The sequence below is a fragment of the Streptomyces sp. NPDC002809 genome (genome assembly GCF_040295435.1).
Taxonomy (GTDB): Bacteria; Actinomycetota; Actinomycetes; order Streptomycetales; family Streptomycetaceae; genus Streptomyces.
Genome location: NZ_JBEOVJ010000007.1, coordinates 100,660 through 117,822, shown reverse-complemented (window position 1 = coordinate 117,822; position 17,163 = coordinate 100,660). Strand labels below are relative to the sequence as shown.

15 protein-coding genes and 1 tRNA gene are annotated in these 17,163 nt (G+C 70.5%); 4 read left to right on the top strand and 12 right to left on the bottom strand.

The window, feature by feature from the left end:
• Positions 1-35: 35 nt before the first annotated feature.
• The 7 genes from rho to ABT025_RS07010 form a co-directional block, all read right to left on the bottom strand.
• On the bottom strand, positions 36-2,105 hold the full coding sequence (rho, locus tag ABT025_RS07040) for a transcription termination factor Rho (RefSeq protein ID WP_350990729.1): 2,070 nt from the start codon (positions 2,103-2,105) through the stop codon (positions 36-38).
• 387 nt (positions 2,106-2,492) lie between these two features.
• Positions 2,493-3,410, bottom strand: coding sequence for a homoserine kinase (gene thrB, locus ABT025_RS07035; protein ID WP_350990727.1), 918 nt, complete (start codon positions 3,408-3,410; stop codon positions 2,493-2,495).
• A gap of 556 nt (positions 3,411-3,966) precedes the next feature.
• Positions 3,967-5,037: a threonine synthase gene (gene thrC / locus ABT025_RS07030; protein ID WP_350990725.1), complete on the bottom strand. Its 1,071-nt coding sequence runs from the start codon at positions 5,035-5,037 to the stop codon at positions 3,967-3,969.
• Between the two features lie 6 nt (positions 5,038-5,043).
• Positions 5,044-6,375, bottom strand: a complete 1,332-nt coding sequence (locus tag ABT025_RS07025) for a homoserine dehydrogenase (RefSeq protein ID WP_350990723.1) — start codon at positions 6,373-6,375, stop codon at positions 5,044-5,046.
• Between the two features lie 125 nt (positions 6,376-6,500).
• A complete protein-coding gene (gene lysA / locus ABT025_RS07020; protein ID WP_350990721.1) occupies positions 6,501-7,892 on the bottom strand; it encodes a diaminopimelate decarboxylase in 1,392 nt (463 codons plus the stop codon).
• A 26-nt stretch (positions 7,893-7,918) separates the two neighbouring features.
• Positions 7,919-9,094: an ArgS-related anticodon-binding protein NrtL gene (nrtL, locus tag ABT025_RS07015; protein WP_350990719.1), complete on the bottom strand. Its 1,176-nt coding sequence runs from the start codon at positions 9,092-9,094 to the stop codon at positions 7,919-7,921.
• Between the two features lie 55 nt (positions 9,095-9,149).
• Positions 9,150-9,563: a response regulator gene (locus ABT025_RS07010; RefSeq protein ID WP_350990717.1), complete on the bottom strand. Its 414-nt coding sequence runs from the start codon at positions 9,561-9,563 to the stop codon at positions 9,150-9,152.
• 227 nt (positions 9,564-9,790) lie between these two features.
• Between ABT025_RS07010 and ABT025_RS07005 the strand changes: the two genes are divergently transcribed.
• Positions 9,791-9,862 (top strand) — tRNA-Arg (locus ABT025_RS07005).
• Positions 9,863-10,128: 266 nt separating this feature from the next.
• Here ABT025_RS07005 and ABT025_RS07000 read toward each other — a convergent pair.
• The gene (locus ABT025_RS07000) at positions 10,129-11,451 is read right to left on the bottom strand and encodes a serine hydrolase domain-containing protein (protein ID WP_350990715.1); all 1,323 of its coding nucleotides are present in this window, start codon (positions 11,449-11,451) and stop codon (positions 10,129-10,131) included.
• 115 nt (positions 11,452-11,566) lie between these two features.
• Positions 11,567-12,274: an ArsR/SmtB family transcription factor gene (locus ABT025_RS06995; protein WP_502971898.1), complete on the bottom strand. Its 708-nt coding sequence runs from the start codon at positions 12,272-12,274 to the stop codon at positions 11,567-11,569.
• Between the two features lie 148 nt (positions 12,275-12,422).
• On the opposite strand from ABT025_RS06995, the gene ABT025_RS06990 reads away from it, so the two are divergent.
• Positions 12,423-12,923 (top strand): GNAT family N-acetyltransferase, encoded by a 501-nt coding sequence (locus ABT025_RS06990; RefSeq protein WP_350990713.1) that lies wholly within the window; start codon positions 12,423-12,425, stop codon positions 12,921-12,923.
• Between the two features lie 82 nt (positions 12,924-13,005).
• Here ABT025_RS06990 and ABT025_RS06985 read toward each other — a convergent pair whose 3' ends face one another.
• Entirely contained in the window at positions 13,006-13,380 is a 375-nt protein-coding gene (locus tag ABT025_RS06985) for a type II toxin-antitoxin system VapC family toxin (RefSeq protein WP_350990712.1), read from the bottom strand.
• Positions 13,381-13,633: 253 nt separating this feature from the next.
• Positions 13,634-14,257 (bottom strand): ATP-binding protein, encoded by a 624-nt coding sequence (locus ABT025_RS06980; protein WP_350990710.1) that lies wholly within the window; start codon positions 14,255-14,257, stop codon positions 13,634-13,636.
• Between the two features lie 216 nt (positions 14,258-14,473).
• On the opposite strand from ABT025_RS06980, the gene ABT025_RS06975 reads away from it, so the two are divergent.
• Together ABT025_RS06975 and ABT025_RS06970 are read left to right on the top strand one after the other, a co-directional pair.
• Positions 14,474-15,358 (top strand): helix-turn-helix domain-containing protein, encoded by an 885-nt coding sequence (locus tag ABT025_RS06975; protein WP_350990708.1) that lies wholly within the window; start codon positions 14,474-14,476, stop codon positions 15,356-15,358.
• Entirely contained in the window at positions 15,355-15,558 is a 204-nt protein-coding gene (locus ABT025_RS06970) for a DUF397 domain-containing protein (RefSeq protein WP_350990706.1), read from the top strand. Before ABT025_RS06975 ends, ABT025_RS06970 begins: the two co-directional genes overlap by 4 nt.
• A gap of 15 nt (positions 15,559-15,573) precedes the next feature.
• On the opposite strand, the gene glyA is transcribed toward ABT025_RS06970, so the two are convergent.
• Positions 15,574-16,881, bottom strand: coding sequence for a serine hydroxymethyltransferase (glyA, locus tag ABT025_RS06965; protein ID WP_350990704.1), 1,308 nt, complete (start codon positions 16,879-16,881; stop codon positions 15,574-15,576).
• Positions 16,882-17,163: the final 282 nt, after the last annotated feature.

Below are 17,163 nucleotides of genomic sequence, written 5' to 3'. Positions count from 1 at the left end.
GGCCCTGTGTACTGCTGCCGGACGGGCTCTGCGAACTAGTCGTTGTTGCCCGGGGCCGGCGTCGTCTTCTGGATCTGGAGCAGGAACTCCGCGTTGGACTGGGTCTTCTTCATCCTGTCCAGGAGGAGCTCGATCGCCTGCTGCTGGTCCAGTGCGTGGAGCACCCGGCGCAGCTTCCAGGTGATCGCCAACTCGTCGCTGCCGAGCAGGATTTCTTCCTTACGGGTACTGGACGCGTCGACGTCCACCGCGGGGAAGATGCGCTTGTCGGAGAGCTTGCGGTCGAGCTTGAGCTCCATGTTGCCGGTGCCCTTGAACTCCTCGAAGATCACCTCGTCCATGCGCGAGCCGGTCTCGACGAGCGCGGTGGCCAGGATGGTCAGCGAGCCGCCGTCCTCGATGTTGCGCGCCGCACCGAAGAAGCGCTTCGGCGGGTAGAGCGCGGTCGAGTCGACACCACCGGACAGGATGCGGCCGGAGGCCGGGGCGGCGAGGTTGTACGCGCGTCCCAGACGGGTGATCGAGTCCAGCAGGACGACGACGTCGTGACCAAGCTCGACGAGACGCTTGGCGCGCTCGATGGCCAGCTCGGCGACGGTCGTGTGGTCCTCGGCGGGACGGTCGAAGGTCGAGGAGATGACCTCGCCCTTCACCGACCGCTGCATGTCGGTGACCTCTTCCGGACGCTCGTCGACCAGGACGACCATCAGGTGGCACTCGGGGCTGTTGACCGTGATCGCGTTGGCGATCGCCTGGAGGATCATGGTCTTACCGGTCTTCGGCGGGGCCACGATCAGGCCTCGCTGGCCCTTGCCGATGGGGGCGACCAGGTCGATGATCCGCGTCGTCAGGACGTTGGAGTCGGTCTCCAGGCGGAGCCGGTCCTGCGGGTAGAGCGGCGTCAGCTTCTGGAACTCCGGGCGGCCGCGGCCGGTTTCGGGCGCCATGCCGTTGACCGAGTCGAGGCGGACCAGCGCGTTGAACTTCTCGCGGCGCTCGCCGTCCTTGGGCTGGCGCACGGCACCGGTGACGTGGTCACCCTTGCGCAGACCGTTCTTGCGGACCTGGGCGAGCGAGACGTACACGTCGTTCGGGCCCGGCAGGTAGCCGGAGGTCCGGATGAACGCGTAGTTGTCGAGGATGTCCAGGATGCCCGCGACGGGGATCAGGACGTCGTCGTCGGTGACCGGCGGTGCGTCGCTCGCGAAGTCGTCGCGGCCACGACGGCCGCGGCGGTCGCGGTAGCGGCCCCGGCGGCCGCGACGGCCGCCCTCGTCGTCGAAGTCGTCCTGCGGTCCGCCGCCCTGCTGGCCCTGGCTCTGTCCCTGGCCGCCCTGGCCGCCGCCCTGACCGCCCTGGCCGCCTTGGCCGCCCTGGCGCTGACGCTGGCCGCCCTGGCCACCGCCCTGCTCGTCGCCCTTGCCGCGACGGTCGCGCTGACGCTCACGGCGCTCGCCGCGTTCGCCCCGCTCACCGCGCTGGCCGCGGTCCTGGCGGTCGCCGCGACGGCCCTCGGCGTTGTCCGCGGCGGCTTCGGCCTTGGACTCGGAACGGTCCTCGGCAGGAGCCTCGTGCTTCGGCTCGTCCTGCGTGCGGTCCTTGGCCTGCGCCTTGGTGTCCGGCTTGCTGTCCGGGCTGCCCGCCTGCGCGGTCGCACGGCGCCGACGACGCTCGCCCGTGGGCTGGTCGTCGCTGGCCGGCTGGCCGGGGATGTCGATCTGCTGCTGGGCCGTGGCCTTCTCGGCGGGCGCGGCGGCAGGGGCCTCGGCCCCGGCGCCGGTGCGCGCCTTGGAGGTGGCCCGGCGCTTCGGCTTGGTCTCCGCCTCTTCGGCGGGGGCCGCGGCGGCCTTGGCCTTGGACGCGGAGGAGCCGCCGGCCTGGGTCTCCTTGATGACCTCGATCAGCTGGCTCTTGCGCATCCGCGCAGTGCCCTTGATACCGAGGCCGGACGCGACCTGCTGCAGCTCGGCCAGGACCATGCCGTCAAGGCCGGTGCCGGAGCGGCGGCGCCGTGCGGTGGTGCCAGTGGCAGCACCTTCGGCAGGCGCGGCGCTGTCGACGTTCTTGTCGGCAGTCACGCCCATCAGATCGGTGGTGTCGCTCACGAAGGGTCCTTCCCTGGAGCGGACGTCGGCCTTCTGGCTCGGCGACCGGTTGTGCTGTCCGACTGCGGTCTTCGGTGCGGACCGTGCCGGGGCGGTGGTCCGCCGGATAGGTACGGCGGAGAGATGAACGTGTGCATGGGGCCCGGCGCGAGCATCCCCCTGCTCGGCCCACTCCTGGACAAGCGAGGGGTGTCGTGCCGGTTCCGGAGCGTGCTCGAAACTGCTCAGGCAGGCTGCTCAGGCAGTTGGGGAGGCTCCCGGAAGAAAGGTGGTCCCGGAAAGGGACACGAAGCAACGCGCCACATAGACGTCGATTGCAGACTTGAGGTTAACACTACCGGCTCCAACAAACATTCCCCCTCTCACTCACCGGCAATCACTTCTCGGCTACGGGGCGAGCGGCAGCACGCTCGCGCCCCGGGCGTCGAGAGTGAGCCGATTGGCCGCCCATCCCTCACCCGCCAGCCGTGCGACCTTGTCGGCCGCACCGTCCTCGGCCAGCGCCAGCACGGTCGGCCCGGCACCGGAGATCACCGCGGGCACGCCGTCGGCGCGCAGCCGGTTCACGAGTTCCACGCTCTGCGGCATCGCCGGTGCGCGGTACTCCTGGTGGAGCCGGTCCTCGGTCGCCGTGAGCAGCAGCTCGGGGCGCCTGGTCAGGGCCTCGACGAGCAGCGCGGCGCGGCCGGCGTTGAAGGCGGCGTCGACATGCGGGACGGTCCGCGGCAGCAGTCCGCGGGCGGTCTCGGTGAGCACCGGCTTGCCGGGAACGAAAACCACCGGAACGATGGAATCTGCGGGATCCATCCTGATGGCGCGGGCCGATCCGCCGTCCATCCAGGCCAGCGTGAAGCCGCCCAGCAGGCACGCCGCGACGTTGTCCGGGTGGCCCTCGATGTCGGTGGCGAGCTCCAGCAGGGCCGCGTCGTCGAGCCGGGCGTCACCACCGGTGGTCACGGCTCGGGCGGCGACGATACCGGCGCAGATGGCGGCGGAGGAGGAGCCGAGGCCGCGGCCGTGGGGAATGCGGTTGGCGCAGACGATCTCCAGCCCGCGCGGCTGTCCGCCGAGCAGGTCGAAGGCCGTGCGCATGGACCGTACGAGCAGGTGCTTCTCGTCGCGGGGCAGCGTGTCCGCGCCCTCGCCGGCGATGTCGATGTGCAGCCCGGAGTCGGCGACCCGGACGACCACGTCGTCGTACAGGCCCAGCGACAGGCCGAGGGCGTCGAAGCCCGGGCCGAGGTTGGCGCTGGTTGCGGGGACGCGCACCCGGACGGCGGCGGCTCGGAAGGCGGGACCGGCCATCGCTCTGACGACTCTCCTTGTGAGGCGGCGGGGAATTCGAGGAGCTGCGCGGCATTTCGGGGCTCTTCGCGGCTCTTCGGTTCTGCTCTGTGGTGCGGCTCTTCGGGTTCTTCTGGGCTTGGGGATTTCCGGGGGTCTGCGGGTGTGTGGGGATTCTTCGGGGCGAATGCGGCAGCGGGTGTGGCCTGACCCCGGGAATGAACCGACGGCCGCAACGGCCCGAGCACCCCGGCATGCGCGGCGGGGCGGGTTGGGTACAGCTTATCGAAGGAAGGTTCTGTCGCGACATAGGGCGCACAGGAGGCGCACGATGCGTGTCGCCTGCCTTCGATGCGCTCGCTGCCCCGAAAAGGGGCGTTTGAGCCGTCTCTCTGACGAACCGTCGCCTGGGACCATGGTCATGAGGCGTCGCCCGGACCATTACCGCCAACCCGTTGGCACGAGCCGCAGCCCCGGACCGTCCGTCTGTCATGCACCGTCGCCCCGGACCGTTGCGCGGCCGCACCCGGGGCCCGTCGTCCGGTCCGGGGGTGCGGCCGCGCTGTGGCGGGTACGGCTACGCGAGACCCAGCTTCTCGGCGGCGGTGGCCGCGTCGACCGGGACGGTGACCGGCTGGGGGGCGCCGGCGACGGCCCAGTCCGGGTCCTTGAGGCCGTTGCCGGTGACCGTGCAGACGATCTTCTGGCCGGGGTCGACCTTGCCCTCTTCGGCGGCCTTGAGGAGACCGGCGACGGAGGCGGCCGAGGCCGGCTCCACGAAGACGCCCTCCTGCGAGGCCAACAGACGGTAGGCCGAAAGGATCTGGCGGTCCGTCACCTCGTCGATGAAGCCGCCCGACTCGTCCCGCGCGGCGAGCGCGTACTGCCAGGAGGCCGGGTTGCCGATCCGGATGGCGGTCGCGATGGTCGACGGGTCCTTGACGATCTCGCCGCGCACGATGGGCGCGGAACCGGAGGCCTGGAAGCCCCACATCCGCGGGGTGTGTGCGGCCATCGCGTCCTTGGCGTACTCCGTGTACCCCTTCCAGTACGCGGTGATGTTGCCCGCGTTACCGACCGGGAGGACGTGGATGTCCGGGGCGTCGCCGAGCGCGTCGACGATCTCGAACGCCGCGGTCTTCTGGCCCTCGATGCGGACCGGGTTGACCGAATTGACCAACGCCACCGGGTAGTTGTCCGAGAGCGAGCGGGCCAGCGTCAGGCAGTCGTCGAAGTTGCCGTCGACCTGAAGGATCTTGGCGCCGTGCACGAGCGCCTGGCCCATCTTGCCGAGCGCGATCTTGCCCTGCGGTACGAGGACGGCGCACACCATGCCGGCCCGCACCGCGTACGCGGCGGCGGAGGCGGAGGTGTTGCCGGTGGAGGCGCAGATGACTGCCTGCGCGCCCTCCTCCTTGGCCCGGGTGATGGCCATGGTCATGCCGCGGTCCTTGAAGGACCCGGTGGGGTTGGCGCCCTCGACCTTGAGGTACACCTCGCAGCCCGTGCGCTCGGAGAGGACCTGAGCGGGAACGAGCGGCGTGCCGCCCTCACGGAGCGTGACGACGGGCGTCGTGCTCGTGACCGGAAGGCGGTCCCGGTACTCCTCGATGATGCCGCGCCACTGGTGGGTGCCCTTGGTGGTCATGGGTCCTTACTCCCCTTCAACACGCATGATGCTGGCGACACCGCGCACGGTGTCGAGCTTGCGCAGCGCTTCGACGGTCCCGGAGAGGGCTGCGTCGGGCGCGCGGTGGGTGACGACGACGAGAGAGGCCTCGCCCCCGCCCTGTTCGATGCCGGCTTCGTCGCCGCTGCTCGAATTTCGGCTCTGCTGGCGGACCGTATCGATCGATACGCCCTGTTCGGCGAAGACCGTCGCCACCTGGGCGAGTACGCCCGGCTTATCGGCCACGTCGAGGCTGATGTGGTACCGCGTGACGACGTCGCCCATGGGGCTCACCGGCAGACGCGTGTACGCGGACTCTCCGGGCCCGGGGGCCTCGTTGAGCTTGTTGCGGCAGACCGCGACGAGGTCGCCGAGGACCGCGGAGGCGGTCGGCGCGCCACCGGCGCCGGGGCCGTAGAACATCAGCTGCCCGGCGGCCTCCGCCTCGACGAACACCGCGTTGTACGCCTCACGGACGGAGGCCAGCGGGTGGCTGAGCGGGATCATCGCGGGGTGCACACGGGCCGTGACCGACTGCCCGTCGGCGGCCCGCTCGCAGATGGCGAGGAGCTTGACGGTGCAGCCCATGCGGCGGGCGGAGGCGATGTCCGCGGCGGTGACCTCGGTGATGCCCTCGCGGTGCACGTCGCCGATCTTCACCCGGGTGTGGAAGGCGATTCCGGCGAGGATCGCGGCCTTGGCGGCGGCGTCGAAGCCTTCGACGTCGGCGGTCGGGTCCGCCTCGGCGTATCCGAGGGCGGTGGCCTCGTCGAGCGCCTCGGAGTATCCGGCGCCGCTCGTGTCCATCTTGTCGAGGATGAAGTTCGTGGTGCCGTTGACGATGCCGAGGACCCGGTTGACCTTGTCGCCGGCGAGGGACTCGCGCAGCGGCCGTACGAGCGGGATGGCACCGGCCACGGCGGCCTCGTAGTAGAGGTCCCGGCCGTGCTGCTCGGCGGCGGCGTGCAGGGCGGCGCCGTCCTCGGCGAGCAGTGCCTTGTTGGCGGAGACGACGCTCGCGCCGTGCTCGAAGGCGGTGGTGATGAGCGTGCGGGCCGGCTCGATGCCCCCGATGACCTCGATGACTACGTCGATGTCGCCCCGTTTGACCAGGGCGGTCGCATCGGTGGTGATCAGCGCGGGGTCGATGCCCTCGCGGACCTTGGAGGGCCGGCGCACGGCGACGCCGGCGAGCTCCACCGGTGCGCCGATGCGCGCGGCGAGGTCGTCGGCGTGCGTCGTCATGATGCGGGCCACCTCTGAGCCGACCACTCCACAGCCCAGCAGCGCCACCTTCAGCGGACGCGTACGCATCATCCGACCTCGTTTCCTTTACATCTGATGTGTGAACCAGTCTCACTCACCGGACGGGGGTTTCCGCCACCCGTCCGGATCCTGAGATGTTTAGCGGGTTCCTGGGGTGTCCCCCGGGAAATAAAGCGTCAGCCGACGTCGAGACGCAGAAGATCTTCCTCCGTCTCGCGCCGGACGATGACCCGCGCCTGTCCGTCGCGCACGGCGACGACGGGCGGACGCAGGGCGTGGTTGTAGTTGCTCGCCATGGATCGGCAGTACGCACCGGTGGCGGGCACGGCGATCAGGTCGCCGGGGGCCAGGTCGGACGGCAGGAACGCGTCCTTGACCACGATGTCACCGCTCTCGCAGTGCTTGCCGACGACCCGGACGAGCATCGGATCGGCGTCCGAGGTGCGCGAGACGAGGGCGACGCTGTACTCGGCGTCGTACAGCGCGGTGCGGATGTTGTCCGACATGCCGCCGTCGACGCTGACGTACGTACGCAGCCCCTCCAGGGGCTTGATGGTGCCGACCTCGTACAGCGTGAACGCCGTGGGCCCGACGATGGCGCGGCCGGGCTCGACGGAGATCCGGGGGGTGGCGAGTCCGTTGGCCTCGCACTCTCGGGTCACGATGTCGCCGAGCGCCTTGGCGATCTCGTGCGGTTCGCGCGGGTCGTCCTCGGAGGTGTACGCGATGCCGAGGCCGCCGCCGAGGTCGATCTCGGGCAGTTCGATGCCGTGCTCGTCGCGCACCTCGGCCAGCAGCTGCACCACGCGCCGGGCGGAGACCTCGAAGCCGGCCATGTCGAAGATCTGCGAGCCGATGTGGGAGTGGATGCCGATGAGCTCGAGCCCGTCGAGGGTGAGTGCCCGCCGGACGGCCTCGGCGGCCTGCCCGTCGGCCAGCGCGATGCCGAACTTCTGGTCCTCGTGCGCGGTGGCGATGAACTCGTGGGTGTGCGCCTCGACGCCGACGGTCACCCGGATCTGTACGGGCTGGCGCCGGCCGAGCCGCTGCGCGATGTGGGCGACGCGGACGATCTCCTGGAAGGAGTCGAGCACGATCCGGCCGACACCGGCGGTGACGGCCCGCTCGATCTCGTCGACGGTCTTGTTGTTGCCGTGGAAGGCGATGCGCTCGGCGGGCATCCCGGCGTCCAGCGCGGTGGTCAGCTCGCCGCCGGAGCAGACGTCGAGGTTGAGCCCCTCTTCCTGGAGCCAGCGCACGATCGCGCGGGAGAGGAATGCCTTGCCGGCGTAGAAGACGTCGGCGCCGGGGCCGAACGCGTCGGACCAGGCGCGGCAGCGGGCCCGGAAGTCGGACTCGTCGAGGAAGTAGGCCGGGGTGCCGAACTCCTCGGCCAGCCGGGCCACTTCGATCCCGCCGACGGTCAGGGCGCCGTGCTCGTCCCGGGTGACCGTGCGGGCCCATACCTTCTCGTCGAGGACGTTGAGGTCCTCGGCGGGGGCCGTGTAGTGGCCGTCCGACAAGACATCGGCGTGACGGGGCCCGGCGGGGTGTGCGGATCGGCTCATCGTGTTGCTCTGCTCTCTCGGGTCTCTCAGAGGTGTTCGGGTGCGCTGATACCGAGCAGGGACAGGCCGCCGGCCAGCACCGTCCCGGCGGCCTCGGCGAGGGCGAGCCGGGAGCGGTGGGCGGCCGAGGGTTTCTCGTCCCCGACGGGAAGGGGTGAGGCGGCGTCGTGGAAGTCGAGGAAGGCGTGCGCGACCGCTTCGAGCTGCCGGGCGAGCCGGTCGGGGGCGCGGTGGCGGGCGGCGGCGGCGAGCACGGCGGGGTGGTCGGCGAGGAGGGCGAGGAGGGCCTGTGCCTCGGCGCCGGGGGTGCCGGCGGCACCCTCGCCAGGGGTGCTTGCGGGGTCGCCGAGGGCCTGGCCAGGGGTGTTGCCGAGGTATTCGCCGGGGTCCTGGCCGGGGGTGTCGCCGAGGCATTCGCCGGGTGCGCTCGTGAAGCCGAGGAGCGCGGCGCCGCGGGTCAGCGCGTGGGCGCGGGCGTGGGCGTACCGGACCAGGAAGAGCGGGTTGTCCTCACCCTGGACGAGGAGGTCGTCGCCGAGGGGAGCGTGGTCGTGGCCCGCGGGGCGCAGCAGTCCCCAGCGGGCGGCGTCGGGCCCGAGCCGGTCGAGGAGCTCGCCGCCGCCGGCGCCGACGGGGACGGGCCGTATCTCCGTACGGGGCGCGTGGGGCGGCTCCCCGGCGTCTGCCGTGATGCCCAGCCGCGCCCAGTCCGGGTCGGGCGGCTCGTCGCAGATGACGGCCACCCGCGCACCCTGCGCCCGCGCGAGCCCGCCCACCGCGTGGGCGGTGACCGCGGCCCGGACCTCGCGGGGGTGGCTGAATTGCAGCAGCTCCCCGGCGAGTGCTTCGCCGTGCCCGTACCGCAGGCCCTCTTCGCGCACCCGGGACATCAGCGCGCGGTGCGCGGCGGCGTCGGCGGAGGCGTCGAGCGTGAAGTTCAGGAACCCGGGCCCGGTGATCTCGACCCGCCCGATGCCGGGCGCCCCGGCCACCCGCTCCCGCAGGATCTCGGCCACTTCCCGCGCGGTCAGCGCGGCGGGCCCGGCCAGCTGGAGTGCGACGGCGCTGGCATAGTCGCCGCGGCCGCCGGGTCGTGTCCTCTCCACTCGCACGCGCGCGGGCACGGGCGCGCGCAGAGCGTGCTCGTCCACGGCGCGGCGCACGGCGTGCAGCACGGTCGCGGAGAGATCGGCGGGGGTCACGGGACAAGCGTAGGCGAGGAAGGGGGGCCTTTCGCGAACGCGTTTCGCCATCCGGTCAGCCGGCGGCACTCTCCGCCCGCCCGGCCCCCTGCCTGCCGTCGAGCACCGGCGGCCGCCCGCGCTCCATCAACTGCCGTACGACCCGCACCAGCTCGCTCGGCTCGAAGGGCTTGGCGAGGAACGCGTCGACACCTGCCGCGACGCCGTTGTCCACCTCGTACGGCGTGCAGGCACTGATGATCGCCACGGGCAGATGCCGGGTGCATGGATCGGAGCGCAGTCTGGTGGCCGTCTGCAGACCGTCCAACCGGGGCATCACGACGTCGAGCGTGATCACGTCGGGCCTGACCCGATGCACCAGATCCAGACACTCGACACCATCGGCCGCGGTCACGACCTCGAAGCCCTCCAGCTCGAGATTGACCCTGATCAACTGCCGGATGACCTTGTTGTCGTCGACAACAAGCACGCGGCCGCACGCCCCTGACACCCTTCGAGAGTAGGCGGGGCGGAGTGTCTGCGTCCGGCTTTTGCCCACTTCCGTCCCCGGACGGGTGGCGCGCGGGGTGGCCGGATGTGTGTGCGACCAGCGGGGCGGGGCCGCCGCCACCGCGGCGACGACTCGGAAATACCTGTTCACGGGCACTCGGCGGAAGCTGGTAGTGTTTCACCCGTCGCAGAGCAACACAGCGATACGCCCCCGTAGCTCAGGGGATAGAGCATCGGCCTCCGGAGCCGGGAGCGCAGGTTCGAATCCTGCCGGGGGCACTTCGCAAGAAGTGCCGAAAAGACCCTCTCGCCAGTGGAAACACCAGGCAGGGGGTCTTTTTCATGCGGTCTTGTCCCTGCCGTCTCAGGCGGTCTTTTCCTTGCCCCCGGTGAGGGCCGGACGTAACCCCCGTCGGCGGCGCCGCGCGGCCGGTAGGGCGCGTGTACGGCCGAAGCGGTGCGGCTGCCGTCACCCCTCGCAGACGGGTCCATCGACTTCCAGCACCAATCGCTTCACCCGCCGGCGGGTGGGCCTCGCCCCGGCGTCAGTGGGACCGCAGCGCGCAGGGGTAAACCAGGTAGGCGCCGAGCCAGCCGTCCCGGTCGCCGTCCTTGAAGGCTATGGCTCGGCCCACCAGCCGGTCCTGCTCGACGCTCAGTTCGAGACCGAAGCTGGGGCTGTTCAGCCGGGCGTCGGCGGTGGGCAGTTGCACTGGGGCACTCACGCGCAGGTTCCAACGCTGGGAGGCGACGGCCGGCACGGTGACCGGCGGGCCATCCCCCAGCCGAACCTCCACCCGGCTGCCCGCCAGGATCCTGATCCACAGCGGGATGTCTCCTTCCGCAGTGCTGATCTTCCCGGCCCAATCGTCCTGCGCCAATGTCATCGGGCGGGTCTGCTCGGTGATCGGGTTGAGCTGATCGCTGTGGAAGCCTGGCGCCAGGGTGCCCATCAGATGGTCGACGATGGCGTCGCGGGCCGCCTTGTTGGTGGAGTTGGCCAGGACAGCGGCCGAAAGTTCGCGCTCAGGGATATCGATCATCATCGCGGCGACGCCGCCCATGCCACCTCCGTGGCTGCGGACCACGGCCCCGGCGCCGCGCGAAACTATCCGGCCGAGCCCGTAGCCGAGGTAGTCGTTGATCGGCACTGCGTCGTACATGGCCGCGGCGGTGGCGGGCCGGAGCAGCCGGGAGGCGGTCCCGGCGAAGAGCGCGACATCGCCGGCAGTTGCCCAGCCGGCCCCGGCGGCCGGGTGGCCGCTGTGGCAGGTGGCGTACGCGCGCCCATCGGCCGAGTAGCGCTGGGCGACGGGCGACGACCCGGCATGGACAGGCCCGAACCCGAAGCTGGCCAGGCCCAACGGCTCGACGATCCGCTCGTGCAGGAAGACGCCCAGTTCCTGCCCGGACGCGGCCTCCAACAACATGCCCAGCACGTGGTAGCCGATGTTGGAATACTCAAAGTCGGTACCCGGCTCGCGGACGAGTGCGCGGTATCGGTCGAGGTTGATCGGCAGAGGACCAGTGCCGTAGTGGAAGTTGTAGAACGCCGGGAAACCGCCACGGTGTTGGAGTAGCTGGCGTGGTGTCGGCGCTGCCCATTGGTAGCCGCCAGGAATCGGGGCATCAAGGTCCAGCAGGCCCTCGTCGGCGGCCAGGCAGACGGCTGTGGCGGTGAATGCCTTGGTGACGGAGGCAAGACCGTAAACCGTCTCCGGCGTGGCCGGCTGCTGGCCCGCCACGTCCGCCTGACCGTAAGCCCGGCTGAGCACGAGCTCACCGCGTTCGACTACTGCCAGGGAGGCCGACGCGCAGCCGTATTTGGCAAGCGTCTTCATACAGAACTCGTCCAGCTCGCCCAGCATGCGGTCTGCTTCCAGTCGGTTTGCACATCCGATCGAACGATAGTGCTCCAACTCCGACATGCGTCGGCGGGACCGGAGCCGAGGGATCCCGGGAGAGTCGACCACCGCCACGGGGTCAGAGGCCGACTGGTGACAGGCCGAGGTGGTCGTGCCATGCCTGACGGCCGGCGGGCGTCACGATGAGGGCGCGAGTAGTGCCGATGCGCGTCATCCACCCCGCGGTGAGTGCGTGGGTGCTCAGGGCGGCGCCTACTGCGCCGGCCAGATGGGGACGGCGCTCGGTCCAGTCGAGGCACGCGCGCACCGGTGGTCGACGTGAGCCTCCAGGCACCTCGATTCCGGCCTCGGCCAGCCAGAGGGCGCCCCTGTCGGTAAGGCCCGGCTCGGACCCCCACTCCAGCAGCCCGCGCTTGACCATCGCGTCGGTGATCGCCAGCGCGACCGCTCCCGCCAGGTGGTCGTAGCACAGTCGCGCACGGGCCAGTGCCTGCTGCCTGCCCGAGGCCGACAGCGAACGTGGTCGGGCACCGCGCTGCGGGGCCAGCGCAGCCAGACTCTCGATCAGTTCGACCACCCTGCGGTCGGCCACCCGTACATAGCGGTGGCGTCCGTGCCGCGCCTCCGCGAGGAGTCCGCCACCCACGAGAAGGTTCAGGTGCGACGTGGCGGTGGACGGTGCGACCCCGGCATAGCGGGCGAGTTCGCTCGCCGTCCACGCCCGGCCGTCGAGCAGCGCCAGGCAGAAGGCGGCCCGGGTCCCGTCGGCCAGCAGCCCGGCCACGCCCGCGAGGTCTACGCCCACGTCCTGACCTGCGCGCTGAATGTCCACGTTCCCGATTGTCGCCGACAACCCTTCGACGTTCGTCGAAGCGTCCGCGTCCTAGCGTCGGCACGTGCGCAGGGCTCGTCGGCCCCCGTACCCGTATCCGCCTGCGAGGCCGCGTGGCCTCCGCTCACGTACCGGAGCATCCATGACCGCGTCCGACCTGGCTGTCACCGCGTCATCACATCCCGAACTCCGGACGGATGTCGTGGTCACCGACGCCCCCGTCCCGGCGGACGTCACGGTGATCTCCGACGCGCTGGACCGCTTCAACATGGAGACCACGGGCATCGCCGACCGTAAACCGCTCGCCGTCCTGGTCCGTGACCCCGAAACGCACCGGGCGGTCGGCGGACTGACCGGGCGCACCTCGCTCGGGCTGTTCTTCGTCGATCTCTTCTACCTGCCGCCTCAGCTGCGCGGCAGCGGGCTGGGAAGAGTGATCCTTCGGCAGGCCGAGAAGGAGGCCATGACCCGCGGCTGCCGCACGGCCGTGCTCTACACGATCTCCTTCCAGGCCCCCGGCTTCTATCGGAAGCAAGGGTGGAGGTGTCTGGGAGAGGTCCCCTGCGATCCACCGGGCACCAGCCGTGTGTTCATGACCAAAGAACTCGCCGCACCGACCGGCGAACCGGTTCGGTCTCTGTAGCGTCGCCTTGCTCGTGCCAGGTCACATGGGCAAGCAGCTCCACACGACGCCCTTGCGTCGCAGCTCCGGACAGTTGCGCAGGTCAGACCGACATGACCTGCACGTCGTACTGCGGGATCCAGCGGTTCCGGGTGACCAGCTTCAGCCCTTCGGCCTGCGCCTGAGCAATCAGGATTCGGTCGAAGGGATCGGTGTGCACCATCGGTAGCCTTCCTGCCCGCACGCCGTGCGCGGCCGTGATGGGAAGAGCCCTGAACTGGAGGTCCCGTACCTGCTCGGCCAGGTCACCCGGGCCTTCGAAGCTGCCGAGGAACTGCTTGACGGTGATCTCCCAGGGGGACACCGCGCTGACGTACACGGCGGGTTCGGTTTCCAGGAGTTCCTTGAACGACGCGGACAGCCGTGGCGAGTCGGCGATCCACCACATCACCACGGGGGTGTCGAGCAGAAGCCGCATCAGCGCATCCCGAGAGCGTCGGCCACCGAGGCGTGCGCGTAGTCGAAGTCGGCGGGGATACGGATACGGCCCCGGAGCGAGCCCCGGCCCGGCCGTCGCACCTGCGGGCGTAGTGGCAGCGCCCTCGCAACAGGTCGGCCCGCCCTACTGATCACGACCAATCGGCCGTCGACGACCTGTGCCAGTGTGCCCGTGAATCGCGGACCCTGGTCGTGCACTTGGCGGCGCCGGAGCAGCCTCTTCCACAGCGCCCTCACGATGAGATCACCGGACCGGTCGGGGCCACCGTTCGTACGGTCAGCGGCTCGGCCGCGTGCAGCCGTAAAGCCGGGCCTCCGTCGCTCAGGACGATGACGATCGCCGGCCCGCCCGACGCGTACCGCTCGCTCCGGACCGCGCGGACCGTGTGCCAACCGCCCCACACGCGTACGCATTGGCCGGGCCGGACGGATACCGCCGTGATCTGCTCCTCGGCGGGGGCGGGATCGGCCCCGGGCGCCAGCAGTTCCGCCCAGACCGTCTTGCCGATCCCGGCCCGGCGTTCGTCCACGCCCCAGCGGTGGGCCAGGGCCTCGACGAGCAGGAGACCGCGCCCCTTCTTGTCCAGTTCGCCGGGCCGCTGCACCTCCGGCCGGCCCGCGCCCGCATCGCTCACCTCCAGCCGCAGGAACTCCCCCCTCCCCCGGCACTCGATGCGTACGCCCACCAGCCGGTCACCGGGGACGGGCACCCGTACCGCGTTGGTCACCAGCTCGGAGAGCACCAACTCCCCGTCGTCGCCAACTGATTGACCGACCCGCCACTCTCCCAGCTTGGCGCGGAGCGCGGCTCTCGCCTCGGGAACGCTGCTGCGGCAGCGGGAGAGCCTGAAGGTCACTTCGTTCGGTGTAGTCACGGCAGCCCCAAGAAGGTCGACATCGGTCGGAATCCCCTGGAGGGATGGGCAGTTCATGTCGCGCGGCGCCATCCCTGTGACCACAGAATGGACGAGCAGCATGCGAATCGGCAACGTTGCCGACCGGCATCATGCCGATTTTCCCTCTTTCGAGTAACCTCACCCCCTCCGAGCCGTCACTTTGCTAAAGGTGTTCTCATGCCTGCGAAGCGCACCACCGCCACTCCATCAACCGTTCTTGGACGCCAACTCGGCGATGAACTGCGCCGGCTGCGGGAAGCCGCGAGGCTGACCACCGCCCAAGGGGCAGAGGCGCTCGACTGCACCAAGGGCAAGATCAGCCGTATCGAGAACGGGCGCGTAGCGGTGCGACTGCCTGACCTGACGGCAATGCTGCATGCCTACGAGGTATCCGATCAGGAGATCCGCGATCGCCTGATCGCACTGGCCCGTAAGGCCAACCGCAGGCGTCGGGAGGGATGGTGGAACCAGTACGGGTCGGTCCTCGCCGACACCTACCGGGACTACATCGCCCTGGAGGCGATGGCGGGTTCGATCCGCACCTTTCAGGCTCAGCTCGTTCCCGGGCTGCTTCAGACCCCCGAGTACATTCGCGCCGTGACCGTAGCTTCCCGGCAGTGGGAGACCGCGGATGAGATCGACAAGTTCGTCCAAGTACGCCTGGCCCGACAGGAACGACTGTCGGACGAGCAGCCGTTGCACATGTGGGCAGTGCTTTCCGAGGCTGTCCTACTCCAGCAGGTCGGTGGCTCGGAGGTCATGAACGCGCAGTTGAAGCACTTGTTGGCCAGCTCCGAGAACACCAACGTGACCGTGCAGGTGCTGCCGTTCTCCCGTGGAGCCCATGCGAGTATGTTCGGCCCGTACGTAGTGCTGGGTTTTCCCGAGGAGGGGGCGCTCGACGTGGTGCTGGCCGATAACCCGTCGGGTTCCATGTGGCTGGAGCGGGAAGCGGATGTCTCCCGCTACCAAGATCTGTTCGATGCCGCGCGTACGTCTGCGCTCTCTCCGACAGAGTCCCGCGCTGTCATCCACCGCCGGGCCAAGGAGCACACGACATGAAGAGCGCACACCCCAGTACGCCGGACCTCTCGGGCGCAAGGTGGCGCACCAGTACGTACAGCGGTGGCAACAACGAGTGCGTCGAGGTGGGGCACAACGTCCCCCACCTCGCCCCCGTCCGCGACAGCAAGCGCCCCGCCGGCCCCGTGATCGCCTTCGGCCTCGATGCCTGGCGCGCGTTCATCGGCGAGCTGGGCTGACAGGCGCCCGCCGGCTCAGGCCACCGGCAGCCCCGGCGCCGGGTACCCGTCCATCAGGGCCTTCACCTCGGCGCGGACCGCCGTGACGGTGGACTCGTCGCCGCTGCGGGCCGCGCCGACCACGCGGTCGATCCAGCCCGCGACCGTCGCCATCTCCGAGGCGGGGATGGCGCGTGAGGTCAGGGCCGGGGTGCCGATGCGGATGCCGGAGGGGTCGAAGGGCTTGCGGGGGTCGTACGGGACGGTGTTGTAGTTGACGACGATTCCGGCGCGGTCCAGCGCCTTGGCCGCGGTCTTGCCGGGGACGTCCTTGCTCGTGAGGTCGATCAGCAGCAGGTGGTTGTCCGTGCCGCCCGAGACGAGGTCGAAGCCGCGGGCCGCCAGTTCCTCGCCCAGGGTGCGGGCGTTGGTCACGACGTCGTGGGCGTAGGTGCGGAAGTCCGGCGTGGCGGCCTCGCGGAGTGCCACGCCGATGGCCGCCGTGGTCTGGTTGTGCGGGCCGCCCTGGAGGCCCGGGAAGACGGCGCGGTCGAGGGCCCGGGCGTGCTCGGCGCGGCTCAGCAGCATCGCGCCGCGCGGGCCGCGCAGGGTCTTGTGGGTGGTGGTGGAGATGACGTCCACGTGCGGGGCGGGTGAGGGGTGCGCGCCGTCGGCGATCAGGCCCGCGATGTGGGCGATGTCCGCGACGAGGACCGCTCCGACCTCGCGGGCGATCTCGGCGAATCCCGCGAAGTCGATCTCGCGGGGGACGGCCGTGCCGCCGCAGAAGATCAGCTTGGGGCGTTCGGCGAGGGCCAGGTCACGGACCTCGTCGAGGTCGATCCGGCCGGTGTCGCGCCGGACGCCGTACTGGACGCCGTTGAACCAGGTGCCGGTGGCCGAGACGCCCCAGCCGTGGGTGAGGTGGCCGCCCATGGGGAGCGACATGCCCAGCACGGTGTCGCCGGGCTTGAGGAAGGCCAGGTAGACGGCGAGGTTGGCCGGGGAGCCCGAGTAGGGCTGCACGTTGGCGTGGTCCATGTCGAACAGCGCCTTGGCCCGCTCGGCCGTGAGGGTCTCGACCTGGTCGATGATCTGCTGGCCCTCGTAGTACCGCTTCCCGGGGTAGCCCTCGGAGTACTTGTTCTGGAGAACCGTGCCCGATGCTTCGAGCACGGCCGCGGAGACGTAGTTCTCGCTGGGGATCATGCGGAGGGTGTCGGCCTGGAGCTGTTCCTCGGCAGCCACCAGCGCGGCGAGCTCCGGATCGGCTGCCGCCAGGGCGGGGTGGCGGGGGTGCGAGGGTACGGATGCGGTCACGGGGTCCTCCCGGGTCGGTCGCATTGCTGCGGCGTGGACCCGGATGCCCAGGCGGACGGCTCTCCGGCGATGACGCCCCCGGGCAGGCCCGGGGTGTACCGCTCCCTCGTGGTCGATTCCACTGAGCATCCCCTGGAGGGGATGCGCGCCAGTCGCGGTGTCTCGCACCCTACCGGGCGGCACGTCCCGGGGCCGGGCATTCGGGGGCCCGCGGGGCGCGTAGGGGCGCGAAGGGCGTGCGCAGGGTGTCCGATTCCGCCCTGGTTCACCCCCCTTCGGATGTGAGTGGGCGGTGAAGAATGTGGG

Excerpts from the sequence above, each read along its gene's own strand:
- thrB (WP_350990727.1), bottom strand. The coding sequence starts at position 3,410 with ATGGCCGGTCCCGCCTTCCGAGCCGCCGCCGTCCGGGTGCGCGTCCCC.
- thrC (WP_350990725.1), bottom strand. The coding sequence starts at position 5,037 with ATGACCACCAAGGGCACCCACCAGTGGCGCGGCATCATCGAGGAGTAC.
- ABT025_RS07025 (WP_350990723.1), bottom strand. The coding sequence starts at position 6,375 with ATGATGCGTACGCGTCCGCTGAAGGTGGCGCTGCTGGGCTGTGGAGTG.
- lysA (WP_350990721.1), bottom strand. The coding sequence starts at position 7,892 with ATGAGCCGATCCGCACACCCCGCCGGGCCCCGTCACGCCGATGTCTTG.
- ABT025_RS07000 (WP_350990715.1), bottom strand. The coding sequence starts at position 11,451 with ATGCTGGGCGAGCTGGACGAGTTCTGTATGAAGACGCTTGCCAAATAC.
- ABT025_RS06990 (WP_350990713.1), top strand. The coding sequence starts at position 12,423 with ATGACCGCGTCCGACCTGGCTGTCACCGCGTCATCACATCCCGAACTC.
- ABT025_RS06985 (WP_350990712.1), bottom strand. The coding sequence starts at position 13,380 with ATGCGGCTTCTGCTCGACACCCCCGTGGTGATGTGGTGGATCGCCGAC.
- ABT025_RS06975 (WP_350990708.1), top strand. The coding sequence starts at position 14,474 with ATGCCTGCGAAGCGCACCACCGCCACTCCATCAACCGTTCTTGGACGC.
- ABT025_RS06970 (WP_350990706.1), top strand. The coding sequence starts at position 15,355 with ATGAAGAGCGCACACCCCAGTACGCCGGACCTCTCGGGCGCAAGGTGG.
- glyA (WP_350990704.1), bottom strand. The coding sequence starts at position 16,881 with ATGCGACCGACCCGGGAGGACCCCGTGACCGCATCCGTACCCTCGCAC.